Source organism: Streptomyces sp. NBC_01210 (assembly GCF_036010325.1).
Taxonomy (GTDB): Bacteria; Actinomycetota; Actinomycetes; order Streptomycetales; family Streptomycetaceae; genus Streptomyces.
Window position 1 is genome coordinate 1915057 of record NZ_CP108549.1, and the last position, 23808, is coordinate 1938864.

Genomic DNA, 23808 nt, shown 5'->3' on the forward strand with positions numbered 1-23808 from the left:
GACTTTTCCGTGAGAACTTCTTGACGGAGCGTCGGCTACTGCGCAGCATGGAGACCTGGCATCCGACGCCTTGGGGGGCAAGTCGGTCATGCAGAACTTCAGAGACAAGCCGACAGCTGTCCGGACAGACCTGCTGCCGGTGCTCGCGGGCATCGCGGTCGCCATCTCGGGGGTGGGTGTCGCGCTGGCGCTCGCCGACGTTCAGTCGCCGCTGCGCGGGCCGTTCATCCTCTTCTTCCTGTTCGCCGGACCGGCCTGCGGCATCGCCGCGGCGCTGTCACGGCCGGCCCCGGCGGCCCGCGCCACCACTGCCGCGGCCGGGGCGCTCGTCATCAATCTGCTGGTGGCTCGGACCAGGTCGTCCCCGCACACCCTGACGGTCGGCGGAGGGATCATCACGGTGGCCGCGATCACCGCTCTGCTCTTCCTCTGGGCACTGGGTCGGCAAATGCGGAAGCCGGAACTCATCAACCCGGCTGATCGATTGGCGAAAGGGATCAAGAAGATCCGATCGGGACGGTTCCACATCTGACTACCGAAGTGGTACCAAAAAAGTAAAAAAGCGGGGTCATGTCCCAGGTCTTGCCATACAGTCCTAATCATCAATACCGTCGTACATCCACCCGCAACGGTTCATCATGCAAAGCGGCTCTAGGGGAGGGCTCAAGCGTCGCGATGGATCCGGAGCGGGGCGCGGTAGGGGGGTGCCGTGCTCGGTTTTCGCGCTCATTCCGAGCCGTACACCGCGCGGCCTGTTTTGCCAGCTCACCCACCAGGTAGGGAGCGTTATGCCGTCATGGCCGGGGTGAGAAGTACCCCCCTTTCAAACCGGAAACTCATCCGGACTGCCCGGGGGCGGGCGGTCCACCGGTGGAGAGGGAAACAGACTCATGAGCTCAGTCCTGCGCCCGGCCGCTCCGGGGCAAGATCCGTTCACCGAACCATCGCACCACGCACCGTCGCACCATGAGGACAGCGCCGAAACAGCCATTGATCCGGAAGGACCGGTGCGCGGAGTCGGCCGAATATCCGCCAACTACCGCCCGATCTCCTCGCATCTCGCGATCACTCCGCCCGTGAGCGTCGTGATCCCCGCCATGAATGAGGCGGAAAATCTTCCGTACGTCTTCAAGACCCTTCCCGACTGGATTCATGAAGTCGTACTGGTCGACGGGAATTCCAGCGACAACACCGTCCAGGTCGCCCGCGAACTGTGGCCGGACGTCAAGGTCGTCAAGCAGGTCGGCAAGGGCAAAGGGGATGCCCTCATCAGCGGATTTGCCGCCTGCACCGGCGACATCATCGTGATGGTCGACGCCGACGGTTCGGCGGACGGCCAGGAAATCGTCTCGTATGTCTCCGCGCTGGTCTCCGGAGCCGATTTCGCCAAGGGCTCGCGCTTCGCCAACGGCGGTGGCACCGACGACATGACTCCGATCCGCAAGATCGGCAACTGGGTGCTGTGCGCGGTCGTCAACGCCAAGTTCGGGGCCCGCTACACCGATCTCTGCTACGGCTACAACGCCTTGTGGAAGCACTGCCTGGACAGCATCACGCTGGACTGCACCGGCTTCGAGATCGAGACCCTGATGAACATCCGGGTCGTCAAGGCCGGGTTGCGGGTCCAGGAGGTCCCCAGCCACGAGTACCTCCGCATCCACGGCGTCAGCAACCTCAGCGCCGTACGGGACGGACTGCGGGTCCTCAGAGTGATACTCAAGGAGAAAGGCGTGCGAAGAGCAGCCCGCCGTCGTGCGTCGGCGACGCTCAGCCTCAGGATTCCGCGGGGAGAGGCGTCTTGAGCGACCGCGCCTTCTCCGTGGTGATCTGCGTCTACACCGAGGACCGCTGGGAGGACATCCTGGCGGCCGTCGACTCGGTACGGGCCCAGTCACTGCCGGCTCTCGAGACGCTGCTCGTGGTCGACCACAACGCGGCGCTGCTCGAACGGCTCGGCAAGGAGTACAAGGACAGCGCGGCAGACGGTGAGAAGGTGCGGGTGCTCGCCAACGCGGGCCCCCGCGGCCTCTCCGCCGGCCGCAACACGGGGATCGTCGCCGCCCGCGGCGAGTTTGTCGCCTTCCTCGACGACGACGCCGTGGCCGAGCGTGACTGGCTGCGGTACTTCGCCGAGGGGTACGACGACCGGCAGGTGATGGCCGTCGGCGGGCGGACGATGGCCGCCTGGGCATCGGGCCGCCGGCCGGTCTGGTTCCCCGAGGAGTTCGACTGGGTCGTCGGCTGTACCTACCGGGGGCTGCCGCCCGGCAAGGTGCGCGTCCGTAACGTCCTGGGCGGCAACGCCTCCTTCCGGCGCAGCGCCTTCGACGCCTCGGGCGGCTTCGCCACAGGGATCGGACGGGACGGCGACAAACGGCCGCTGGGCTGCGAGGAGACCGAGCTGTGCATCCGGCTCGCCAAGGCGCTGCCGGGCGCGGTGCTCCTGATCGACGACCGCGCGGTGATCCACCACAAGGTGCCAGCCGTCCGGGAGCGGTTCGGCTACTTCCGCACCCGTGCCTACGCCGAGGGTCTCTCCAAGGCGCTCGTGGCCCGGAGTGTGGGCGCGGCCAGGGGACTCGAGTCCGAGCGCCGCTACACCACGCGGGTCCTGCCGGCCGGAGTCGTGCGCGGGCTGCGCGACGTGCTGCTGGGGCGGCGTGGCGGTGCGGGCCGGGCGGGCGCGATCGTCACCGGGGTCGCGGCGGCGGCGGGCGGCTATGTGGTGGGGAGCGTGCGGGCCCGCCGGGGCGGCGCCACGTTCTCGTCCGGTCCCCTTGCTGCATCGCGAGGTGAACCCGAGTGAACCAGCCGGTGCCCATTCTGATGTACCACGCGGTCGGACACCGCCCGGCGAAGGCCGCGTACGGTCTCTCCGTCTCGCCCGACGCCTTCGCCGAGCAGATGGAGCTGCTCGGCGAGCGCGGGTTCACGCCGGTCACCACCGCGCAGCTGGGCGCTGCCTGGCGGTCGGGCGGCGGCTCGTTGCCGCGCCGTCCCGTGCTGATCACCTTCGACGACGGTTACGAGGGTGTGCACCGGCACGCCCTCCCCGCCCTCGCCGAACACGGCTTCGTGTCGACGCTGTTCGTCTCGACCGGGTGGCTGCGCGGCGCCTACGACGAGGGCGGTGCGCTCGACACCATGCTCGACTGGGACCAGGTGCGCGAACTGGCCGCCGCCGGCACGGAGATCGGCGGCCACACCCACACCCATCCGCAGCTCGACCAGCTCGACGACGGCCGCCTCCGGTACGAGACGGTCCGCTGCCGGGACATCATCGCCGACGAACTGGGCACCGGGCCGGTCTCCTTCGCCTATCCGTACGGCTACTCCAGCCGCCGGGTACGGCGTACGGTCCGCGCGGCCGGTTTCGCGCAGTCGCTCGCCGTGGGCAACGCTCTCGCCGTGCGCCGGCAGGGGCCGTACGCCCTGGAGCGGGTGACCGTGCGGCGCGGCACGGACATCGAGGAGTTCGAGCGGCTCGTCGTCGGCAGATCCATCGCGCGGAACTTCGCCAAGGACCGTGCGATGACCAAGGGTTACGCGCTGGTGCGCGGGGCCCGCAGGACGGGCGGGCTGCTCCGCCGGGCCGGTGGGCAGCTCCGCCGGGCCGGTGGGCAGCTCCGCCGGGCCGGTGGCTGATGCCGGAACCGGCCGCCGGCCGGCCCCGGGCACGCCACCGGTCAAAACACCGTGCGCTCAGCGGCCCCGTGCCGGATCATGGCCGCATGTCTGCCAAGCCTCAGGACGCTCTGCCGATCCGGCTCAACGTCGACGACAGCGATTCGCCTTCGGATGTCATCGACGCGCTGTTCCTCGGCCGCTTCGCGACGGGCGAGCAGCCGTACTCCCACAGCTCCACCATCGACCGCGTCAAGCCCGGTGCCACACTGCTGCCGCCGGCCGCCTCCGTACTGCGCTCCGCGCGCGACGACGACCGCAGCGCCACTCTCGCCGAGGGGGACGGCTGGACGCTGCTGGTATCCCGCTGGAACCGGGGCGCCGACGTCACCGTCACGGCGGTCAGCTCCGAGCTGGCCGAGAAGGTCCTGGGCCAGGCGACGGACGGCGCCCACGACGAGCCGGAACCGCAGCCGGAGAACGTCACCATGGGGTTCTGGTACGTCTCGCCGCGGCGCGGTCCGCACCGCACCACGCGCCAGATCGCCGCGGGCACCTGGGAGGAGGTCCGGCCCAACTACACGGCGCCGGTGGCCGATGCGATGGACCAGCTGATGAAGGTCACGCCGGACGACATCTCCGGCCGGCTGCTCCTCCTCCACGGCCCGCCGGGCACCGGCAAGACCTCGGCGCTGCGGACCCTGGCCCGCTCCTGGCGTGACTGGTGCCAGGTCGACTGCGTACTCGACCCGGAGCGGCTCTTCAACGACGTCGGCTATCTGATGGACATCGCGATCGGCGAGGACGAGGGCACGTCGAAGGGCCGCTGGCGGCTGCTGCTGCTGGAGGACTGCGACGAGCTGATCCGCGGCGAGGCCAAGCACACCGCGGGCCAGGCGCTGTCCCGGCTGCTGAATCTCACGGACGGCCTGCTGGGCCAGGGCCGTAACGTCCTGGTGGGCGTGACGACCAACGAGGACCTGGAACGCCTCCACCCGGCGGTGGTCCGCCCGGGGCGCTGTCTGGCCCGGATCGAGGTGGGCTCGCTGACCCGCAAGGAGTCGGTGAACTGGCTGGGCACGGAGGAGGGCGTGGGCCGCGAGGGCGCGACACTGGCCGAGCTGTACGCACTGCGCCGCGGCAGCAGCCCGGCCTCGGTCCCGGCTCAGAACGACGGCGCGGACGCGGGCTTGTATCTGTGAGCAGGGGTGGTGCGTCGTGAGCGCGACGCACCGCTGTCGCACGGCGTGAGCGTGACGGCGCGAGTACGGTGCCCCCGCCGGCGTACAGCGCGAGCACGGCCCGCTGGCGTAGAGCGGAGCCGGACGCCGCGACTACGAACACCGCGTGCATGCCCCTGGCTGGCATACGGCGAAGCCGGACGGCGCGAGTACGGTGCCCCGTCGGCGTACAGCGCGAGCACGGACGGCGCGGCGGAGCCGGACGCCGCGCCTTCGTACGGCGAGAGCCCCGTCGGCGCGAGCCCACAGCCGCGCCACCGCTCAGCGTGAGCCCCCGGGCCCGCAAGCGGCGGCGGACTCCTCCTACTTCCCGTACGCCGCGCGCAGTGCTTCCTCCACCGCCGACTGCGCGGCGGCGCGGGTCAGGCCCAGGCGGTGCGCCTGCTCGGCGTACGCCGCCGCGGCCGCGGCCGTCCGGCGCTCGGCCGCGTCCCCCGCAGCCGCGATGAACGTGCCGTTCCGGCCTCGGGTCTCGATCACTCCGTCGGTCTCCAGCGCGCGATACGCCTTGGCAACCGTGTTGGGGGCGAGACCGAGGTCCTCCGCAAGCCCGCGCACAGTCGGCAGTTTGTAGCCCACCGGCAGTGCGCCCGACCGCGCCTGCTCGGAGACCTGGGTACGCAGCTGTTCGTACGGAGCGACATCCGCATCGGTATCAATGGCGATCTTCAGGGTCACCCGCCGATTCTCTCTCACCGGCGGAAAATGAGAGGCGACGCCACCCGGCGGGCACGTACCGTCCCTACCCATGACCTTGATCGTCCGCGGTTTCCGCCTCGATGACGCCGCATCGGTGTCCCGCGTCAGGCGTGCCGCGCTCCCTTACATGGTGACGACACCCGAGGCCGTCGCCTTCGGTGTGCAGTCCGCCAACCCCGCCAAGAAGTACCGGCTGTTGATCGCCGAGAAGGACGGGGAGATCATCGGCACGGCCCATGTCGGCATCGCGTACGACTCCGGTGAGCCGGGTCAGTCGTTCGTCACTCCGCACGTCCACCCGGAGCACCGCGGCCAAGGCGCGGGTGCGCTGATTCTGCGCGCCGCCGAGGAGCATCTGACGGCCGAGGGCGCGAGGACCGTCTATGCCTGGGTGATGGACGAGCCGGAGTCCCGCGCCTTCGCGCAGAAGCACGGCTACCGGCCGACCCGTCCGGCCCACTTCCAGCGTCTTGACCTGGCGAACGGCACGCTGCCGCCGATGCCCGAGCTGCCCACGGGCGTCGAGCTGCGTACCGCCGCGGACTTCGAGGCCGATCCCCGGCCGATGTTCAGGGCCGATGCCGAGGCCACGTCGGACGAGCCCAGCGACATCGGCGCGGAGTTCGACGACTACGACGACTGGATCACCCACACCTGGAACAACCCGCTGCTCGACCGCGATCTGAGCACGGTCGTGCTCGTGGACGGCGAGGTCGCTGCCTTCACCGCGGTCCACTCGGACGGCAGCACCCGCTATATGTCCGGCATGACGGGCACGCTGCGCGCCCACCGCGGGCGGGGATTCGCGAAGCTCGCCAAGACCGACTCGCTGCGCCGCGCCCGCGCCGCGGGCTACACGGAGGCGTTCACCAGCAATGACGCGGACAATGGCCCCATGCTGGCGATCAACAGGTGGTTCGGCTACGAGATCTGCGCGACGGAGGTACGTCATGTCCGCACCCTCGGTTGAGGTGCGGCTGGTCAAGGCCGGCCGGACCAAGATCCGCTACCCCGCCGGGCTGGTCGAGGACAACGGCGACCGCATCACGGTCCGCGCGCCGTGGGCGGGTGCGGGGACGCGCGACTTCGGCTTCGTACGGTTCGAGCCGGGCGATGTCTTCACCGAGTACTACTGGCGGGCCCGCTGGTACGCGGTGAAGGAGGTCCGCGCCGGGGACGGCACGCTGAAGGGCTGGTACTGCGACATCACCCGCCCTGCCGTCCTCGACGGCGGCGAGCTGGTCGTCGAGGACCTGGACCTCGATCTGTGGGTGTCGGCGGACCTGTCGTCCGTACTGCGCCTGGACGAGGACGAGTTCGAGGAGAGCGGCCTCGCCACCCGTGACCCGGAGGCGGCGGACCGCGCCGTCCGGGCACTCGACGAGCTCGAACTCCTCGCCCGCGACGGCGAGTTGACCGGACTGCTCGGTCACACCGGCTCGTAGGCCGCACTCGCGGGGCTCACTCAGTGGTCCGATGGCCGGACCGGCGACTTGCGGTAGTGAATCCGGTCGTACGGTCCGTCCACGCGCCGCTCCATCACCTCGTACCCGTACCGCGGATAGAGCTGCTGGTTCTCCCACATCAGCGCGTTCGTATACAGCCGGATCTCGCTCAGGCCCAGTTCAGCCGCGTACTCCTCGGCGAAGATCAGCAGCCTGCGGCCGAGTCCCGTGCCATGGGCGCCCGGATGGACGGCGATCGACTCCAGGAACAGATGGCCGGCCTCCGGGACCAGGACGATGACTCCTTGAACCGGATCGCCGACCACGAACACCCGCCCCGCCGCCACCTCGGCCGCGTGGTCCGCCTCCATCGGGGCGGGCACGACGCCGATCCGTTCGATGTAGTGGTGGTAGGCCGCATCGGTCACGGATTTCACCAGCGGTACGTCGTCCAGGGCGGCGGGACGGATGTCATCGGTCATGCCGATACGTTACGGCGGCTCCGTACGATCAGCCTCTTCAGCCAGGGCCACGTCACCAGGATCAGGATCACGGCGTACACCGTCACCGAGAACCGGGTGTTGACAAGTCCGCTGACGCTGCCGTCGCTGATCTGCAGCACGCGGCGCAGCTGCTGCTCCGCCGCCGGGCCGAGAATGACGCCGATCACCGCCGGCAGCACGGGAAGGCCGTACCGCCGCATACCGAAGCCGATCAGACCGATGATCAGCAGGATGACCAGGTCGAGCGCCTCGCCACCGACCGCGTACGCGCCGACCGCGGCGAAGAACATGATTCCCGCGTAGAGGTACGGACGCGGGATGCGCAGCAGCTTCGCCCAGACCGGCGCCAGCGGCAGGTTCAACGCGAGCAGCAGCACCATGCCGACGAAGAGCGAGGCGATCAGACCCCACACCAGGTCGGGCTCGCGCTCGAAGAGCAGCGGTCCCGGCTGGATTCCGTACTGCTGGAAGGCGGCCAGCATCACGGCCGCGACGGCGGTCGTGGGCAGGCCCAGCGTCAGCATCGACACCAGGGTGCCCGCCGCCGAGGCCGAAGCCGCCGACTCCGGTCCTGCCACACCCTCGATGGCGCCCTTGCCGAACTCCTCCTTGTGCTTGGAGAGCCGCTTCTCGGCGACGTACGAGAGGAAGGTGGGGATCTCCGCGCCGCCGGCCGGGATCGCGCCGAGCGGGAAGCCGATGACGGGGCCGCGCAGCCAGGACTTCCAGGTGCGCCTGACATCGGACTTGGCGAGCCAGGGCCGGCCCACCGGGATGGCTTCTCCGCTGCTGCGCCGCAGATGGGCCGCGACCCACAGTGCCTCGCCGATCGCGAAGAGACCGACCGCGACAATCACGACGTCGATGCCGTCGGCGAGCTGGAGCGAGCCGAAGGTGAGCCGCTGCTGGCCGGTCATCTGGTCCAGGCCGACGAGGCCCAGGGTCAGACCGATGAGCAGCGACGCGAGCCCGCGAATACGGGACGAGCCCAGTACCGACGTCACCGCGACAAAGGCCAGCACCATGATCGCGAAGTAGTCGGGTGCGCCGATGTCCACGGCCAGTTCGGCGACGGTCGGGGCGAGTACGACCAGCAGGATGGTGCCGATCATGCCGCCGGCGAAGTGTCCGACGGCGGCGGCCGCGAGGGCCTGTGCGCCGCGTCCGGCCTTCGCCACGGGATTGCCTTCGAGGGCGGCGACCACGGCGGCGCTCTCACCGGGCGTGTTGAGCAGGATCGACGTCGTGGAACCGCCGAACATCGCGCCGTAGTAGATGCCGGCGAACATGATGAACGCGCCGGTCGGTTCGAGTCCGTACGTCACCGGCAGCAGCAGCGCCACCGCCATCGCCGGGCCGATTCCGGGCAGTACGCCGATTGCCGTGCCGAGCAGCACGCCTATCGCCGCCCAGAGCAGATTGACGGGGGTCAGCGCCGTACCGAAACCGTCGATGAGGGAGTTGTGAGAGTCCATCGGCTAAAGCACTCCCATCAGCGGGCCACCCGGCAGCGGAACACCGAGCAGGTTGTTGAAGACGAGGTAGGTGACCAGGGAGAGGGCCGCGGCGATCAGCGGATCGCGGTCGACGTGGCGGCTGCCGAGGGCGAAGGCGGCGCCCCAGAAGAGCAGGGCTCCGGCGATGGGGAAGCCCACCGGGCCGACGAGTACGGCGAAGGCGAGGAAGACGCCCGCGAGGAGCAGCACCGTACGCCAGGGGTAACTTGCAGCGTCCTCAGACGTGAGCACGCTTACTCGGCCCCGGAATGTCGGGTAGCCGGAACAGCTCAGGGCTGACGGGCAACGGCGCCGGTGGTGAACCACTGAACCAGCGGTATGGCCAGGTGCACCGCCATTCTGGCAGCCTCCAGGGTTTCTGGCCTGGTGGGTGTCTGGCTGCCGTGACGGGCGGTTTGGCCCTCCCACAGCATGCGCATCATTGCCTCCACCGGGGCGATCTGATCCTGGCCCTGGGTAGGGATGGCCACGGTGAGTTTGTGTCGCACACCCTTGATCTCTCCGAGCATGGTGCCGAGCGTGGCCTTCCCATGTTTGGGTTGGAGCACGGCGTGTGCGGCGGCCTCTACCGCCTTAATCGCTTCACTGTAGGAGCGGGTGGGATCAGGGCGACGTCCGTACGCCGCCCCCCACGCGGCGGCGAGATGGTCGGCGGCGGACCCCGCCGAGGCGGACGACGCTGCCGTCTCCACCGACATGCGGCTGGCGTCGATCACTGCTGGAGCGACGCGGTGCTCCAACCTGGTCCGGTCGGCTCCCACGTGGAAGGCGGACCCACCGTCGTCGAGGATGAGATTCAAATGCTCGATCATGTGGTCGTCAGCTCCGCCAGCCTCGTGGGCCAGGAGTAGCAGGGCGTCGACGATGTCAAAGAGGTCCTGGCCGTCACGGGCACCGTGCAGCAGCTCGTCGCAGTCGGAGTAGGCCTCGCCGGTGGCGGCGTAGCTGACGGGAATGCGCAGCCGCAGGGCGAGGCGCTTCACGAGAAATGGGTCGTGGCTGTCCTCGTTGCCATCAAGCATGGAGAACACCTCGCGGCACCAGCCACGCAACGGCACGGCGAGGTGGTCGGGTGCCTCCTCGTGGAGGGCATCGTCAAAGACCCGCTTTCCCAACCGAGCCGACAACGGCTGTCGCGATGTCCGTTTCACAAGGCGGGAGCCTAACGGCGTACGACAACGGTCGCATCCAGGATTCGATACTGGTGCCAAGGTCATCTCCCTGAGGCCCGAACTGCCCTGTCCCACGCAGCCAGCGGAATAGGCACGGCGCCGATTCCAGCTGGTGACACGGTTCTTAACCGGCACTCACGAATGGCGTTCCGGTGGAGAAATCCCGTGGCGGCCTCCAATGCGACGATGACAAGCTCACCCCATCGAAGGGGCGTAGCTCAGCCCGGCCAGAGCAGCGGATTCCAAACCCGTACGCCGCAGGTTCGAATCCTGCCGCCCCTGCCACAGCCCCTCTCTGGCATCGTGTGCCTGGTGACGGCGCACTACATCGAGATCGAAACCGGTGGCCGCCTGTTCGCGGGGTACGCCAGTCATCCCAAGCCTGAAGTCCCCTGCTGCGTCAAGGCCGTACGGGCCTTCAGCGTGGGCCAGGCCGTCGAGGGGACCGCCCACCATGAGGCAGGGCACGCCGTCGCGATGATGCTGGCGGCTGGCGTGCAGTGCGAGTTGTTGTGGCTCGTCGGGCGCGGCCTTCTGACCCCAGAGCGGGCGTGGGCGGCAGAGGTCGGCGGACTCGACGACCAGGGGATCGCCCGGGACATCGCGTGCTCCGTCGGCTGGGAGCTCGACTACGAACCGTCCCCGATCGAGCTGCCGTGGAACTACCCCAGCCAGCAGGTGCGGGCGCTGCGCGTGCTCGCCGAGCGGTGGGCCCAGATCTCCGCCGTAGCAGGAGCGCTCGCACAGCACCGCGCACTGACGAGCGAAGACCTGGAGCGCCTCGCTGGATAGCGAAGAACGCGACACGGTAGACGGTCCCGGGCGGCGCCAAGGCCCTTCGACTCCCCGCCGACGAAGGTGCGGCTTCAGATCAAGCCAGGGCACCGGTGCGGACGGCGAACTCCCGCAGCCCTTGGACCCGCCCTGGGCCGTACAGGAGATCCGACGTCAGCGCACGGAGGGCTGGCCGTCGCACCTCCTGCGGCGCCTCCTGCTCGACACGGCGCAGCGCATCGAACGTCTGCTGGCCATCGCCGAGGGCATGCCACATGCGGGCGGTGTCCGTCCAAGCCCGAGCACGCCGCTCGGCGGTCGGCATGAGGTCGATGTTCAGGTCGGCCGCGATCTTCACGCCTTCGTCCGGGGTGCCGAGCGAGTTGAGGACACCGATGCGGTAGACGTCGACCTGGGCGCGGGTGGCCTCGACGGTGAACAGGCCGCTGGGGGCCTCCGGTCGGCGCTCGACGTCTTCGTCGGCTTCGTCGAGCAGGGCGAGCGCCGTCGTACGGTCCTGGCCGGTTGCCGCAGAGTAGGCGGCGGTGAGCAGGAGTGTGCTTCGTACGGCTGCCGTGCGCGCCTGGGTGGTGTCGAGTTCAGCCGCTTGGCCTGTGAGGAGGTGCACGGCGGAGGACCAGCGGCCGGAGCGCCGCATCGTGATCGCCAGCACCCGGGACGCCTCGCCGACCGGCACGGACATGCCGCTCGCTCGTGCGGCGGACAGCGCGCGGTCGGCGGCGACCCAGGCCGCGTCGGAGTGCTGCTTCGAGGCCAGTTCAGCGGCGAGCACGTACGCACGAGCGAGCACGGCGGATGCTTGCTGTCGGAGGCGTCCGCTGGCGGCGTTCTTCGTCGCCTCGGCTGTCGCGAGCAGGCCGGGCATCGCGCGGCCGAGGTCGTTGTAACGGGCAGCCGTGAAGGCTTGGCGCGCCAGGCCGGTCTGGGACGTCAGGTTGGCGAGTGGGACCGGTTCGGCGCTCGGCAGTCTGAAGAGGACGTCCTCCAGGTCGACGGCCGGCAGCGCTGCTGCTGTGCCTGTGCCGACGATGGCTGTCGCCCCAGCGGCCAGTGCCCCGGTCAGTAGTTCCCTGCGACGCACCGCATCCTCCTCGTCCGGCATCCACCCAGTTGCCACCGTAGCGATCGCTGGCCCCTCGGGCACAGCAGCACCGCTCAACCGCCCGGGCGGGATGCCCAGAGCCTTGGACATGAGGGGCACCACGTCGGCATCGAGCCGCATCTTGTTGCCCTCGATCCGGGAGATCGCCGACGCCGAGTAGCCGACTGCGAGGCCGAGCTGTTCTTGCGTAAGGCGGAGGGCGTTGCGGGCGCCGCGGATAAGGGCGCCTAAGTCCTTGGTGCTCTGGCCCATGGGGACCTCCTGCGCACTGACGGGACGGACGACGGTAGCGCCGTCGCGCACAGGTCGGTAGGGCGTACAGACGCACACCGTTTGCCAGTTCTGCACAGCGTATGCGGATGCGCCCTGGGCCAGTCCCGCTCCGGCTTCCGGGCCACCACCGTGGTCTTCGCAGACGGGCGGCACACCGAGCCGTCTCGCTGCTCGTACCTCTCCGGAGGCATCCATGGGCAAAGTGCTCGTCACGGGCGGGGCCGGGTTCATCGGCTCGCACTTCGTCAAGCGCATCCTGCGGGCCGACGACATCGCCGAGGTGACCGTCCTCGACGCCCTCACGTATGCGGGGCACATCGAGAACCTCGGCGAGGCGTTCCTCAGCCCCAAGCTCCGCTTCGTCCACGGCAACATCCTCGACGCCGACCTGGTCGACACCCTCGTACGGGAGCACACGGCGATCGTCCACTTCGCCGCCGAGTCCCACGTCGACCGCTCGTTCTTCGCCGGCGGCGCCTTCCTGTCGACGAACGTGCTCGGCACGCAGACCCTCGCCGATGCGGCGATGCGGCACGGCATCAGCAAGTTCGTACATGTCTCGACGGACGAGGTCTACGGGCCGCTGCCGGAGGGCTCAGCGAGCGAGGCTGACCCGCTGCGTCCGACCGTCCCCTACGCCGCGTCGAAGGCCGCCAGCGACCTCGTCGCGCTGAGCTACTTCCACACCTACGACGTCCCGGTGTGCGTGACGCGCAGCTCGAACAACTACGGCCCCTACCAGCACCCCGAGAAAATGATCCCTCTCTTCTCCACCCGGCTCCTGCGGGGCCAGCAGGTCACCCTCCACGGCCAGGGCCAGCACGTGCGGAACTGGCTGCACGTCGAAGACAACTGCGCCGGCATCGACCTCGTCCTGCGCGGCGGCGCCCCCGGCGAGGTCTACAACATCGCTGGCGGCACCGACTTCGCGAGCAAGGAGCTGACCAAACACCTCCTCCGCCTGTGCGGCGCCGACTGGGACTCAGTCGTCTACGTGCCCGACCGGCGGTCGAACGACACCCGGTACTCCATGACCTGGACCAAGCTCGCCGGCCTCGGCTACCGGCCGGAGCGCGACTTCGAGGATGGTCTCGCCGAGACCATCGACTGGTACCGGCGCAACCCCGACCGCTGGGCGCCGTTGATGCGCAACCCGCACGCGGCCCCGGCCGCGCTCGCCACTGCCGGGAAGGAAGCCCATGCCCACTGACCAGCCCACCCCGCGCAGAATCCTCGTGACCGGCGTCGGCGCCAATCCGGGCTTCGGGCTGACCCGCAGCCTCACGCGCCTAGGCCACAAGGTCATCGCCGCCGACGCGAACCCGCTCGCCCCCGGGTTCCTGCTGCCTTCCGTCGTACCGCGGGTCATCCCCCTCGCGACCGACCCCGACTACCCCACCGCCATGGCCAAGCTGTGCCGGGACCTGGCCGTGGAAGCGGTGGTGGCCGGCATCGAGAACGACCTCCCGCCGCTGGTGGACATGCTGCCCCAACTGGACGCCGACGGCGTGCGCCTGTGGCTCCCGGACGCCGAGTCCGTGCGCGCCTGCATCGACAAGGCCCTCTTCCACCAGGTGCTGACCGAGCACGGCATCGCGACCCCGTGCACCTGGCGTCCCGAGGCGATCGACCACGTCCCCGACGGAACCGAGCTGGTCGTCAAGCCCCGGCGCGGCCACGGAGCGCAGAACGTCCACTTCGTCGACCAGAGGGACCACGCTCGCGTCCTGTGCGAACTCGTCCCGGCACCCGTGGTGCAGGAGCGGGTCTACGGCAGCGAGTTCACCGCGGACTGCCTCGTGGCCCGCACGGGACGCGCCTCGGTGATCCTGCGCCGCCGGAATCTGGTGAAGGCCGGCCTCGCCGCCGTCTCCACCACGTTCGACGACCTCGCCGTGAGGGACCTCGTCGTGAAGACACTGGGCGCCGTCCGGGCCCGCGGGATCTGCTGCGTGCAGGGGTTCATCTCCCACGACGGCGCGGTCACGATCACCGAGCTGAACGTCCGGATCGCGGGCGGCTTCCCCCTGACCGAAGCCGCCGGAGCGGATCTCGTCGGCCAGATGGTGAACGGCCTGTTCGGACTGCCGGTTGACCACGACCGCCTCACGTACCGGACCGGGGTGTTCCTGACCAACTACGTCGAGACCCTGGCCGTCGGCGACGCCGCCGAGCTTGAGCTCACGGCCGCTGTGAAGGGAGAACCGTCGTGATCGCGTCTTCGAGGCCGGACACCAGGCGCAACGCCAGCCCGTACCTGTACGGGCAGGAGACCGCGGCGGTCGCCCGGGTCCTGGAGTCAGGGCAGTACGGACACACCGACGTCACCGAGGAGTTCGAGCGCAGGGTCGCCGGCTTCCTCGGCGTTCCCGACGCTGTCTCCGTCGCCTCCGGCACCGCGGCCCTCCACACCGCCCTGCTCGCCGCCGGGGTCGGCCCCGGCGACGAGGTCATCGTGCCGTCCATGACGTTCTGCGCGACCGTCCAGGCGATCCTGGCGGTCGGCGCCACCCCGCGATTCGTCGACATCGACCCCGCCACGCTGTGCGTGAACGACCAGCTCGTCATGGAGGCGGTCACCGACACCACCGCCGCCGTCGTCCCGGTCCTGTTCGGGGGCAGAGCAGTCGACCTCGCCACTGTCCGCAACGAGCTGGCCGAACGCGCGATCGTCGTCATCGAGGACGCCGCGCACGCCTTCGGCTCCCACAACGGGGCGAGGCGCGTTGGGGCCACCGGGGCCCTGACCTGCTTCTCGTTCGGGCCGATCAAGAACCTCACCTGCGGCCAGGGCGGCATGACCATACCCCGCACCCCCGAGGAAGCCGACAGGATCCGGCAGATCCGGCTTCTCGGCGTCGCCCAATCCCAGAGCGAGCGCGCGAACATCACCACCTACCGCGTGGACACCTTCGGCCTGCGCTACCAACTCTCGGGCATCAACGCCGCCATCGGCCTGGCCCAGCTCGACCACTTCGACACCACCGAGCACACCCGCCGCCGCCTGTGGCGCACCTACCAGGAGGCCCTCGTCCCGCTGGACGGCGTGACGCTCGTCGACGTCGACGCCGACCACGCGGTGCCGCACCTGTGCCAGGTCCGCGTGTCACACCGAGACCAGGTTTTCGCGGAACTGCGGGCCCGGGACATCGGCGTGGGCGTCCACTACCCGCCCAACCACCTCCAGCCCGCCTTCGCCACCTGGCGGCGCTCCCTGCCGACCACCGAGCAGGCCGGCGAGGAGATCCTGAGCCTGCCCTTCCACCCGCACCTCACCGAGACGGACATCGACCGCGTGGTCTCCGCCCTCGGGAAAGCCCTCAAATCCGCCGGAGCCTCGTGATGCGCAAGCTACTGACCGTGTGCCTGGGCAACTACTGCCGCTCCCCGTTCGCCCGGACCGCACTCACCCGCAGGGGCGGCGCGGCCATGACGGTCCGCTCGGCGGGGCTGATCGGCAAGTGGCAGGACCAGCCCGCCAACCCGTCCATGATCAACGCCGCCCGGCGCCTGGGGCTCGACCTCGCCCCTCACCGGGCGCAGCAGATCACCCTGGAGATGCTGGACTGGGCGGATGACGTCCTGGCGATGGACGCCGCCGTCCTCGACACGCTCCGGGCGATCTGCGGCGAGCAGAATGCGCACAAGCTCGGCCTCTACCTCCGCGACCGCGATGTCCCCGACCCGATGGGCCAGGGTGACGACGTGTTCAACGAGTGCGCCGTGCTGATCGAAGCGGGCACGGCGCTGCACATCGACCGGCGCCTCCTGTAACTCCCCGCGCTGGTCAGCCGGAGGCGGCGGACAGGATCACGTCCACGAGCCTGTCCGCCGCGTCCGGCCTCCCGTGTGCACCGGCTCGCTCGGCCATCGCCACCCGCCGCGCGGGGTCGGTGAGCAGCGGGCCGACCGCGTCCTTGAGCCGGTCGGCGGTGACGTCACCGAGCAGGGCGACAGCGGCTCCGGCCTCCTCAAGGTGGCGGGCGTTGTGCGCCTGCTCGTTGCCAGCCGACGTGGCGAGCGGGATGAACACCGCAGGCTTCCCCAGCGCGGTCAGCTCGGCGAGCGTGCCAGCGCCGCTGCGGGAGACCACGACGTCGGCGAGCGCCAGGACGTCGGGCAACTCCGGGCCGACGAACCCCGTCAGGTAGTACCGGCCCCGCAGGGCGTCCGGCAGCGCGGCCGCGTGCGCGCGCAGATCCTCGACGTTGTCCGGACCGCACTGGTGAATCACGTTCGCGCGCTCAAGCAGCCACGCCAGCGCGTCACGCACGACGCTGTTGATCTGCTGGGCACCCTGCGCCCCGCCGGTCACGTACACCGTCGGCAGCCGCCGGTCGAATCCGAGCAGCCCCAGCGCCTCGACCGCCTTGTCCGCGTGCCCGGTCAACACCTGCGGACGCACCGGGTTCCCGGTGACTACCGCCAGGCCGCGCACCGCCTCCGGCAGCAGCGGCAGCGACGACTCCGACGACACCGCGATCCGCGTCGCCGACCCGGCCAGCTTCCGGTTGGCCAGGCCGAGGCGCACCGTCTGCTCGTGCAGCACCAACGGCCGACGGCACATACGCGCGGCCAGGCCGGCCGGGACGGCGACGTAGCCGCCGGTGGCGAGCACCACGTCCGGCCGGAAGTCCGCGACCAGCTTCCTCGCCTGAGCAACGCCGAGCGGGACTCGGGCCATGTCCTTCATGTTCGCCGCAGACATCATCTTGAGCGGGTTGCTCGAGCGGCGGATCTTGCCCGTAGCCACCGTGGCGAAGCGGATCCCTTCGGCCGGCGCGACACGAGCCTCCAGCCCGTCAGCTGTGCCGATCCACAGCACGTCGAGGGTCCTGCCCGCGGCCGACAGCCGGTTCTGCAGCGTGCGGATTGCGGTCAGCGCCGGGTAGGTGTGGCCGCCGGTGCCTCCCCCCGTGACGATGAGACGGAAGGCGTTGGCGGGGTGGGGTGCACTGTTCACCCGGCGCACCCTACTTGCTTCGACCGTCGTGGCGGGTCGCTCTCGACCTTGTTCGCTGGCGCGCTGCGACAGCTTGGTGGCCTCCTTGGTGTGGCTTGGGAGCCGTGCCATGAATAACGGCTCAGGACGGTCTGACACCGTCATACGGCCTCGGCGGTGAACGTCTACGCCTACCTCTCCCCGGGCAGGCAGTGGCAGTTCCTCTGCCCGGGCCGGGTGCCGTGCCATGATTAAGACGACATGACGGCCGGACACACCGTCAGTCGGGCACTCCGCCCACGGTGATGCGGGAATCAGGCAGGCTCTGGGGGTGGGCGCACCCCATTCGGGCGGCGCCCACCCCCAGAGCCTGCGTGATTCCCCGGGGAACGACGAGTGAGGGGACTCTGTGGCCAGGCGCACGACGGCCTACCGGCGCGTCGCCGAGGAACTGCGCGAGCAGATCGCTGATGGGCGGCTCAAGCCAAACGAACGCATTCCGTCGCTGACGGAGCTGCAGGAGCAGTTCGGAGTCTCGGACACCGTGATCCTGGAGGCCCGAAAGGTGTTGGTCGCCGAGGGCCTGCTGCAGGCGCGCACGGGCGACGGCACCTACGTGCGCGAACGCCCGGAGCCGCAGCGTCTGCTCCACCAGGAGCCGGACGACCCCACCGAGCCGCCGTTCCGCCTGGAGAGGGACGAGTCGGGGCTGTTCCCCGACATCCTCGAGGTCGAGGCGGAGGCGAGCGTGCCGGCGCCCGCGGCCGTGGCCCGGCGCCTGGGCGTCAAGACGGGGCGCAAGGTGTCCATGTGCATCACAGCTCACGGTACGTGGCTAGAGCGGCAGAACGGTGATCTATGGATCGACCTCAGAGCCGAATCCGCCACTTGGCCCACGTCTGGGACGCTTCCTTGAGCCGACCGTAGCTGCAGGGCGTCAGGCCATGTCCTTGCCCCAGCCCGGGGTGCACTCGAGGATCTGTTTGGTGCCGTACTCGCAGAGCGGTATCTACCGGCCCGCCGCAGGCCGGGAATGACGAAACCCCCGCCGGAAGCGGCGCAAGTCATTGTCACCGAATGTTATTGATGATGGAGTCCCTCGTCCGAGCGCGCTCGGCGTAGGCTATCTCCTCGTCCATTGCTCGAACGGCGGCCGGGTCCCCGGCCCTCTGACGTAGGGTCTCGCCTGCGTCCAAGTCGCCAGCGCTTTCATGCAGCATCGCCAGGGTGATCAGCGCCTCGCTGGCAAAAAGAAGTTGTGCCTTCGCCATCTGGTCCACCCAGGCGGTCAGGCTCAAGTCACTTCCCTCTCCAAAGACGACCGGGTCGCTGGGCTTCAAACGCCTAGTCGTCAGAAGGACCAGTGCGCCCGTGTGGCCGGCCAAGGCAGCCAGTTCACGAAGGTTGTGGGCCCACTGGAGGCGGTGGGAGTGCGCGGCTTCGGCGAGATTGTTGAGGTCTTCGGGGTTGGTGAGGTGGGTGCGGGCGGCGTCCCAGAATGAGGCGGGAGGGCACAGTGCCCCGCGGGCGCTGCGGCCGTGCTGTTCGAGGTAGTCGGCGAGCCGGAACACCGGCCCCGCCGCTGGGCGGAGATGCAGCGCCGACCCCGCCGCTGGGAGGTAGTCGGCGAGCCGGAACACCGGCCTCGGCACTGGGCGGAGGTGCAGCAGGGGCGTGGGTTCTGGGCTGCTGGGAGGGCGGCGTTGGGGGCGGGTTCTCGTGCGGCGCAGCGGTGCCTGCTTGCCGTGGACGGGGTGGGAGAGGTCGGCGAAGGCTGCTTCTGCCCAGTCCTCGGTGAGCTCGTCGTAGTCCTGGTCGCTGAGGTAGTCGATCGCGGCGTCAATGAGGAAGGCCTGAGGGAGGTGGAGGCCCACGCCGAGACGGCGTGCGTCCATAGCCGCCTCCAACACTGCCCTGGCGGTCGGCGTACCGTGCTCGTAGCGGCGCTCCAGTTCGGGGGCGCCGGCGAGGTCCTGCGTCACCCGCCCGTGGAAGCTGGCCCGTGTCAGGGCGTCGGACAGCAGCCGGTCTCCGCCCTCCGCGAGGGCGGCTGCTGTGTGCAGTGCGTCTTGGTTGAAGGTTTCCGGGACGGTGATGGTCCGTCCGGCAAGCAGTTCCCGTACCTGGCTGTGCGGATCCGGGGTGCCAGGTTGGGGCAGGGCGGTGTACTGGTTGGCGTACTCGGGCCAGAGGGTGCCCAGGACCAGGACTGGGCGGCGTTCAGGGTGGGTGAGGAGGGTATGTATGGCGGCCGCGATCTGCTCGCCCACGCGGGGGTCGCCTAGGTAGTGCTGGGCTTCGTTGAGCCATACAACTGTGTGGGGCCTCACGTGTTCGAGGTCGTTCAGCGCGGCATGGGCTCGGGTGGGGTCGAAGGGGTGCCACAACCGCCAGCCCTGTGCCGCGAGCGGCTGGACGGCTTCCCAGCAGGCCCTCGTCTTGCCGGTTGACGACGACCCGATCAGGACCACTATCCGGCTGCGGTCCTGTGCTGCGTCCAGTACCGCGCCAGCGAGGATCTCGTCGTGGGCCCGCGGGACGTAGCCGGGCAGCATCCGCTCCGGCCCATCGGACTCGTGCCTGCTGGGGGTGGATCCGGCAGGGTGGAGCTCCAAGTCGTGAGGGTCCCACTCGCTGATCGGCTTGCCCGGGCCCTCGTCCTTCCCGGTGGCGGGGCCGGTTGCTCCGGCGGCGGTCCGCCGCAGCTCCATCAACTGTTCGACCGGCAGGCTCAGCACCCGGGCCAGGGCCACGACCGTCTCGGCCGATGGAACGGGTCCGCCGGCCTGCAAGGCCTCCTGCACGGTCGTGCGGCCCCGCCTGGCACGGGTAGCGAGCTGCGTCTTGCTCAGCCGGGTGCGGGCCAGCCCGTCGGTTAGTTGCTTGCGCAGCTCGGTGAGCGCAGCATCGGTTTCCGTCTGCTCGTCGTGCACCTGTCCGCCCCGGCTTGATGTGTTCGCCGGTGTACATCTTCGCCTGGCCGGACCCCGGCGAACACCGTTTCCGCGACCTTCGGTCACGTCAACATCCCACTGTCTGCAGGAGCTTGTCGTGTCCGCTCTCGCCGTTGTGCTGTTCACCGCCGCTCTGATTGTCGTGTTCGCGCTGCTGGCCGCCGCCGCAGCAGGCAAACTCGCCCGCCTGGACGGCGCCACCTACCCCGCCGCCCTCATGCGGGCCGCCACCACGTTCGCCGCGGTCCTCACCCTCGCCGCCGCCCTAACCGGCGCACTCGCTCAGGTCATCTCCTGAACCCCTCGGCACGGGGTGGGGTTCGTAAACGCAGGCCGGGTCGTTGCTCATCAGGGTCCCGCGCTGCCGACGTTGGCGCGATCCAGCAGGATCCGAAGGGCCCCTGATGCCTGGGCGGGAACGACTCCGTTGCCGAGTGCCTTGAGCTGGGCCGCGCGCGTCAACCCTGGCACTGCAGTGACCCACCCTGGTGCCAGCCCCATCATCCACTCGACGAACGCCGTGGCCAGGCGCCCGCGCTCGTTGGTTGCAGGCGGTGCGGCCCGGCCGCTGATGCGCTCCCATCGGGAGATCGCTGGAGCGTAGGGGCCCCACGCGTCTTCACCCGCGTTCGGCGTCCGGGAGTGCTTCTGCTCCGGGGACGGGGCGTCGAGCCGCTCGGCGTTGGGCAGCGCACCGTAGTGGGCCCCGCCCGGCAGCAGGTGCTCGACCTCGTCGGCGAGCGTTGGCCCGTGTCCGCCAGCGCGCCGCTTGTCCGGGTGCTGGCTGCCGCCGTTGGTGGCGAGTTGGGCTGTCGGGGTCTTCAGCAGCGGCTTGGCTTCCGGGCACTCCACTGTTGGGAAGGGCGGGGGCTGGTGGTGCCTCTTCCGTGCTACGCGGGTGTAGCTGATCCCCGGCGGGACGTCACGCCTGCGGCCAGGCAACGATGAACACCCTCTCGCGGCGGTGACACGCGCCGGCTTCCGAGGCGCGGTACAGGCACCATTCCGCATCGAACCGGAGGTCGGCCAGATCGCCGAGTACGGCTCCGAGGGCGCGCAGGTCTCAGAGCCGTTGTTCGTCATCCACTGCCCGGTGCTCGGATCCCACACTGCCACTGCGGGGAGTCGTGCAGCTTCTCGACGAGGCCGACGAGCTTGTCGCGCTCGGCGCCGGAGAGGCCGGGTGGGGCGACGATGCCGCGCCAGTTGGTGAAGTCGGTGTCGAGTCCGGCCTCGCGCAGGGTGGGGGCGTCAAGGCCGGCGACGCGCTCGGGTCCGGTGACGGCCAGCAGCCGCAGCTCGCCCGCCTTGATCTGGTCGAGGTACTCGCCCACGCCCGAGACACCGAAGGCGACCTTGTTGCCCAGGATGGATGCGAGGAGCTCCCCGCCTCCGTCGAAGGGGATGTAGTTGACGGTCTTCGGGGCTATCCCGGCGGCCTGCGCCATCAGCATCGGCGCGACATGGTCCGGGCCGCCGGGCGAGGATCCGCCGCCGACCGGCAGCTTTCCGGGATTCTTCTTCCAGGCTGCGAGGAGATCCTGAATGGTCTTGTACGGCGAGTCCTTGCTCACCACCACGATGTCCTGCTCCTCGGTGAGCCGGGCTATCGGGGTGGTGTCGGCGAGGGTCTTCGGCGAATGGTTGGTGTATACGGCGCCGACGACACCGAGGCCCATGGACATGGCGAGCTTGCCGTTGCCGTGCTCGCCGACGAGCCGGGTCAGACCGACGGTGCCGCCGGCGCCCGGCAGGTTGAACACCTCGATGTTGTGGGTGAGTTCGGCGTCCTCGGCGTTCTTGGCGGCCGTACGCGCGGTGATGTCGTAGCCGCCGCCGGGCGTGTTGGGGACCATGAAGCGCAGGCCGGGGATCTGCGTACCGGTGTCGGAGCCGCTGCATGCGGTGAGCAGCGGCGGCCCCACGAGCACCAGCAACGCCGCCCCGAGCAGGGCGAGGGGAGTGCGCAATCGCACGTGTGCCGCCTTCCGGGAGATGGGGAGAGGTGTGACGTGGCCCACATGTTGCCTGCGCGTTAAGAAGCTGTCTCTTTTCCGGAATCAACGGACGTTGTGGTCCTTGTGGTCGCGGCTTAGCGTGTCGGCGTGACGAAGGTGCTGGTGGTGGACGACGACTTCATGGTCGCCAAGCCGCACAGCCGCTATGTGTCGGCGACGGAGGGCTTCACGGTCGTCGGGGTGGCGCACTGCGGCGCCGAAGCGCTGCGCGCGGCCGAGAGGCTTCGGCCCGATCTCGTACTGCTCGACATCTATCTGCCCGATATGGACGGGATCAGCGTGCTGCGGGAGCTGCGCGCGGCCGAGGAGCGCGACGGACGCGCTTCCGTGGACGCCCTGTTCATCACGGCCGCGCGGGATGCGGGACTTGTGCGGGCGGCACTGCGCGCGGGCGCCCTCCACTACCTGATCAAGCCCTTCAACCAGGCGGCACTGCAGGAACAGCTGCGCCACGTGGCCTCGCTGCGCTCCCGCCTCGACCGCCTGGGCGAGGCGCGCCAGGAGGACGTCGACCAGATCTTCGGCACGCGTCCGCCGGGTTCCCGCGAACTCCCCAAGGGCCTCGCGCCGCACACCGCGGAACTGGTGGTACGGATCCTGCGGGAGCACCCGGGCGGTCTTTCGGCCACGGAGTGCGCGGAGGCGGGCTCACTGTCGCGGGTCAGCGCGCGGCGGTATCTGGAGTACTTCGTGGAGACGGGGCGGGTGGAGGTGACGCTGCGGTACGGGGGGACGGGGCGTCCGGAGCGGCGGTACCGGCGGATCGGCTGACCTGCCTGGTGTTTCATGGGCAGAAACGTCTTCGAGGGGGCATTGCAGTGGCTGGGGAAGTGTGGGCATCGGTCTTGTCGCTCACGGGTGTTGTACTCGGCGGTGGACTGACGGCCTTCGCCCAGCGCGCCACCCAACGGTCCGCCGAGCGAACGGAGGAACGGAGGCAATCTGGCCGCCACCGCGGAGGTTCGCCGGGCGGAGCAGCCGCAGGCGATCAAGGAGTTCATCGCGTGCGCCTAGGACGCCGAACGGGCCGCCTATCGCCGTCCCGAGCCGTGGGGTGACGACGAGGAAGGCTGGATGACACACACGCAGGCCGTCATGACCTCACTGTGGACCGCGGAGCGGACGGTGGTGCTGCTCTGTAACGAGACGTTGCAGGCGCCCGTTCACGTCTACGGCCGGGCGCTCAACCAGGCGGTGTGGCGAGAGATCGGCGACACCGAGGTGAACGAGCACCTCGAGGCGAGCAAGACCGCTTTCATGACCGCGGCGCGGACGAGCATGGCCGCCTGAGCCGCAACACGCGCCCGGAGCGCCTGGAGCGCCGCCGCCCGCTGGTCCCGCTCCGGTCCGATCGCGGTCCGCCTTATGGGGCGTGCTCGTGATCGGCGAGCACTTCGTGGATCACGTGTCGCGCGGTGGCCGCCATCACGGGATTCGAGTCCCGGTAGTACGGAAGCTCGATGAGCGCGATCGACAGCGCCCAGCCACGACCTCGCGCCCAGGTCGCGTCATCGACCCGCAGG

Annotated in this window: 25 protein-coding genes, 1 tRNA gene and 2 pseudogenes; 17 read left to right on the forward strand and 11 right to left on the reverse strand. The window is 69.7% G+C overall.

Annotation, left to right across the window (positions count from 1 at the left end):
* Positions 1-88 precede the first annotated feature (88 nt).
* From OG735_RS08595 to OG735_RS08615, 5 genes are all read left to right on the forward strand, one after another.
* Positions 89-532 (forward strand): hypothetical protein, encoded by a 444-nt coding sequence (locus tag OG735_RS08595; RefSeq protein WP_327322536.1) that lies wholly within the window; start codon positions 89-91, stop codon positions 530-532.
* Between the two features lie 358 nt (positions 533-890).
* Complete coding sequence (locus OG735_RS08600; protein WP_327322537.1) at positions 891-1802, forward strand: glycosyltransferase family 2 protein; 912 nt, start codon at positions 891-893, stop codon at positions 1800-1802.
* Positions 1799-2806, forward strand: a complete 1008-nt coding sequence (locus OG735_RS08605) for a glycosyltransferase family 2 protein (protein WP_327322538.1) — start codon at positions 1799-1801, stop codon at positions 2804-2806. Before OG735_RS08600 ends, OG735_RS08605 begins: the two co-directional genes overlap by 4 nt.
* Positions 2807-2826: 20 nt before the next feature.
* Positions 2827-3645 carry a polysaccharide deacetylase family protein gene (locus tag OG735_RS08610; RefSeq protein WP_327328249.1) on the forward strand — a complete coding sequence of 273 codons (819 nt, stop codon included), beginning with the start codon at positions 2827-2829 and terminating at the stop codon, positions 3643-3645.
* Positions 3646-3731: 86 nt separating this feature from the next.
* Complete coding sequence (locus OG735_RS08615; RefSeq protein WP_327322539.1) at positions 3732-4826, forward strand: DUF5925 domain-containing protein; 1095 nt, start codon at positions 3732-3734, stop codon at positions 4824-4826.
* Positions 4827-5168: 342 nt separating this feature from the next.
* On the opposite strand, the gene OG735_RS08620 is transcribed toward OG735_RS08615, so the two are convergent.
* Positions 5169-5543 (reverse strand): GntR family transcriptional regulator, encoded by a 375-nt coding sequence (locus OG735_RS08620; protein WP_327322540.1) that lies wholly within the window; start codon positions 5541-5543, stop codon positions 5169-5171.
* Between the two features lie 70 nt (positions 5544-5613).
* Here OG735_RS08620 and OG735_RS08625 point away from each other — a divergent pair, with 70 nt between their 5' ends.
* On the forward strand, positions 5614-6534 hold the full coding sequence (locus tag OG735_RS08625) for a GNAT family N-acetyltransferase (RefSeq protein WP_327322541.1): 921 nt from the start codon (positions 5614-5616) through the stop codon (positions 6532-6534).
* Positions 6515-7009 (forward strand): DUF402 domain-containing protein, encoded by a 495-nt coding sequence (locus OG735_RS08630; RefSeq protein ID WP_327322542.1) that lies wholly within the window; start codon positions 6515-6517, stop codon positions 7007-7009. The genes OG735_RS08625 and OG735_RS08630 overlap by 20 nt, the downstream gene beginning before the upstream one ends.
* Before the next feature lie 20 nt (positions 7010-7029).
* On the opposite strand, the gene OG735_RS08635 is transcribed toward OG735_RS08630, so the two are convergent.
* Genes OG735_RS08635 through OG735_RS08650 form a run of 4 tightly spaced genes read right to left on the reverse strand, consistent with a single transcriptional unit; the run spans position 7030 to position 10180 of the window.
* Positions 7030-7491: a GNAT family N-acetyltransferase gene (locus tag OG735_RS08635; RefSeq protein WP_327322543.1), complete on the reverse strand. Its 462-nt coding sequence runs from the start codon at positions 7489-7491 to the stop codon at positions 7030-7032.
* A complete protein-coding gene (locus OG735_RS08640; RefSeq protein ID WP_327322544.1) occupies positions 7488-8987 on the reverse strand; it encodes a tripartite tricarboxylate transporter permease in 1500 nt (499 codons plus the stop codon). Before OG735_RS08640 ends, OG735_RS08635 begins: the two co-directional genes overlap by 4 nt.
* A gap of 3 nt (positions 8988-8990) precedes the next feature.
* Positions 8991-9260, reverse strand: coding sequence for a tripartite tricarboxylate transporter TctB family protein (locus OG735_RS08645; RefSeq protein ID WP_327322545.1), 270 nt, complete (start codon positions 9258-9260; stop codon positions 8991-8993).
* Between the two features lie 38 nt (positions 9261-9298).
* Positions 9299-10180 (reverse strand): hypothetical protein, encoded by an 882-nt coding sequence (locus OG735_RS08650; protein ID WP_327322546.1) that lies wholly within the window; start codon positions 10178-10180, stop codon positions 9299-9301.
* 228 nt (positions 10181-10408) lie between these two features.
* On the opposite strand from OG735_RS08650, the gene OG735_RS08655 reads away from it, so the two are divergent.
* Both OG735_RS08655 and OG735_RS08660 read left to right on the forward strand, forming a co-directional pair.
* A tRNA-Trp gene (locus tag OG735_RS08655) sits at positions 10409-10486 on the forward strand.
* 27 nt (positions 10487-10513) lie between these two features.
* A complete protein-coding gene (locus OG735_RS08660) occupies positions 10514-10993 on the forward strand; it encodes a hypothetical protein (RefSeq protein WP_327322547.1) in 480 nt (159 codons plus the stop codon).
* A 79-nt stretch (positions 10994-11072) separates the two neighbouring features.
* On the opposite strand, the gene OG735_RS08665 is transcribed toward OG735_RS08660, so the two are convergent.
* A complete protein-coding gene (locus OG735_RS08665) occupies positions 11073-12350 on the reverse strand; it encodes a helix-turn-helix domain-containing protein (protein ID WP_327322549.1) in 1278 nt (425 codons plus the stop codon).
* Between the two features lie 214 nt (positions 12351-12564).
* Between OG735_RS08665 and rfbB the strand changes: the two genes are divergently transcribed.
* Genes rfbB through OG735_RS08685 form a run of 4 tightly spaced genes read left to right on the forward strand, consistent with a single transcriptional unit; the run spans position 12565 to position 16145 of the window.
* Positions 12565-13581, forward strand: coding sequence for a dTDP-glucose 4,6-dehydratase (gene rfbB / locus OG735_RS08670; protein ID WP_327322550.1), 1017 nt, complete (start codon positions 12565-12567; stop codon positions 13579-13581).
* Positions 13571-14584 carry an ATP-grasp domain-containing protein gene (locus tag OG735_RS08675; protein WP_327322551.1) on the forward strand — a complete coding sequence of 338 codons (1014 nt, stop codon included), beginning with the start codon at positions 13571-13573 and terminating at the stop codon, positions 14582-14584. The genes rfbB and OG735_RS08675 overlap by 11 nt, the downstream gene beginning before the upstream one ends.
* The gene (locus OG735_RS08680) at positions 14581-15714 is read left to right on the forward strand and encodes a DegT/DnrJ/EryC1/StrS family aminotransferase (protein ID WP_327322552.1); all 1134 of its coding nucleotides are present in this window, start codon (positions 14581-14583) and stop codon (positions 15712-15714) included. The genes OG735_RS08675 and OG735_RS08680 overlap by 4 nt, the downstream gene beginning before the upstream one ends.
* Positions 15714-16145, forward strand: coding sequence for an arsenate reductase/protein-tyrosine-phosphatase family protein (locus OG735_RS08685; RefSeq protein ID WP_327322553.1), 432 nt, complete (start codon positions 15714-15716; stop codon positions 16143-16145). The genes OG735_RS08680 and OG735_RS08685 overlap by 1 nt, the downstream gene beginning before the upstream one ends.
* A gap of 13 nt (positions 16146-16158) precedes the next feature.
* Here OG735_RS08685 and OG735_RS08690 read toward each other — a convergent pair whose 3' ends face one another.
* Positions 16159-17334, reverse strand: a complete 1176-nt coding sequence (locus tag OG735_RS08690) for a UDP-N-acetylglucosamine--N-acetylmuramyl-(pentapeptide) pyrophosphoryl-undecaprenol N-acetylglucosamine transferase (protein WP_327322554.1) — start codon at positions 17332-17334, stop codon at positions 16159-16161.
* 388 nt (positions 17335-17722) lie between these two features.
* On the opposite strand from OG735_RS08690, the gene OG735_RS08695 reads away from it, so the two are divergent.
* Positions 17723-18229, forward strand: a complete 507-nt coding sequence (locus tag OG735_RS08695) for a winged helix-turn-helix domain-containing protein (protein ID WP_327322555.1) — start codon at positions 17723-17725, stop codon at positions 18227-18229.
* A gap of 154 nt (positions 18230-18383) precedes the next feature.
* On the opposite strand, the gene OG735_RS08700 is transcribed toward OG735_RS08695, so the two are convergent.
* Positions 18384-20246 (reverse strand): helix-turn-helix domain-containing protein, encoded by a 1863-nt coding sequence (locus OG735_RS08700; protein WP_327322556.1) that lies wholly within the window; start codon positions 20244-20246, stop codon positions 18384-18386.
* A gap of 118 nt (positions 20247-20364) precedes the next feature.
* Between OG735_RS08700 and OG735_RS08705 the strand changes: the two genes are divergently transcribed.
* Positions 20365-20565 (forward strand): hypothetical protein, encoded by a 201-nt coding sequence (locus tag OG735_RS08705; protein ID WP_327322557.1) that lies wholly within the window; start codon positions 20365-20367, stop codon positions 20563-20565.
* Between the two features lie 50 nt (positions 20566-20615).
* On the opposite strand, the gene OG735_RS08710 is transcribed toward OG735_RS08705, so the two are convergent.
* Both OG735_RS08710 and OG735_RS08715 read right to left on the reverse strand, forming a co-directional pair.
* A complete protein-coding gene (locus tag OG735_RS08710; protein ID WP_327322558.1) occupies positions 20616-21119 on the reverse strand; it encodes a DNA (cytosine-5-)-methyltransferase in 504 nt (167 codons plus the stop codon).
* 236 nt (positions 21120-21355) lie between these two features.
* Positions 21356-22243: pseudogene (locus OG735_RS08715) on the reverse strand (Bug family tripartite tricarboxylate transporter substrate binding protein); the annotation flags it as partial.
* Between the two features lie 129 nt (positions 22244-22372).
* On the opposite strand from OG735_RS08715, the gene OG735_RS08720 reads away from it, so the two are divergent.
* Both OG735_RS08720 and OG735_RS08725 read left to right on the forward strand, forming a co-directional pair.
* On the forward strand, positions 22373-23056 hold the full coding sequence (locus OG735_RS08720; protein ID WP_327322559.1) for a response regulator: 684 nt from the start codon (positions 22373-22375) through the stop codon (positions 23054-23056).
* Between the two features lie 303 nt (positions 23057-23359).
* The gene (locus tag OG735_RS08725) at positions 23360-23575 is read left to right on the forward strand and encodes a hypothetical protein (protein ID WP_327322560.1); all 216 of its coding nucleotides are present in this window, start codon (positions 23360-23362) and stop codon (positions 23573-23575) included.
* 73 nt (positions 23576-23648) lie between these two features.
* On the opposite strand, the pseudogene OG735_RS08730 reads toward OG735_RS08725, so the two are convergent.
* Positions 23649-23804: pseudogene (locus OG735_RS08730) on the reverse strand (phosphotransferase); the annotation flags it as partial.
* Between the last annotated feature and the right edge of the window lie 4 nt (positions 23805-23808).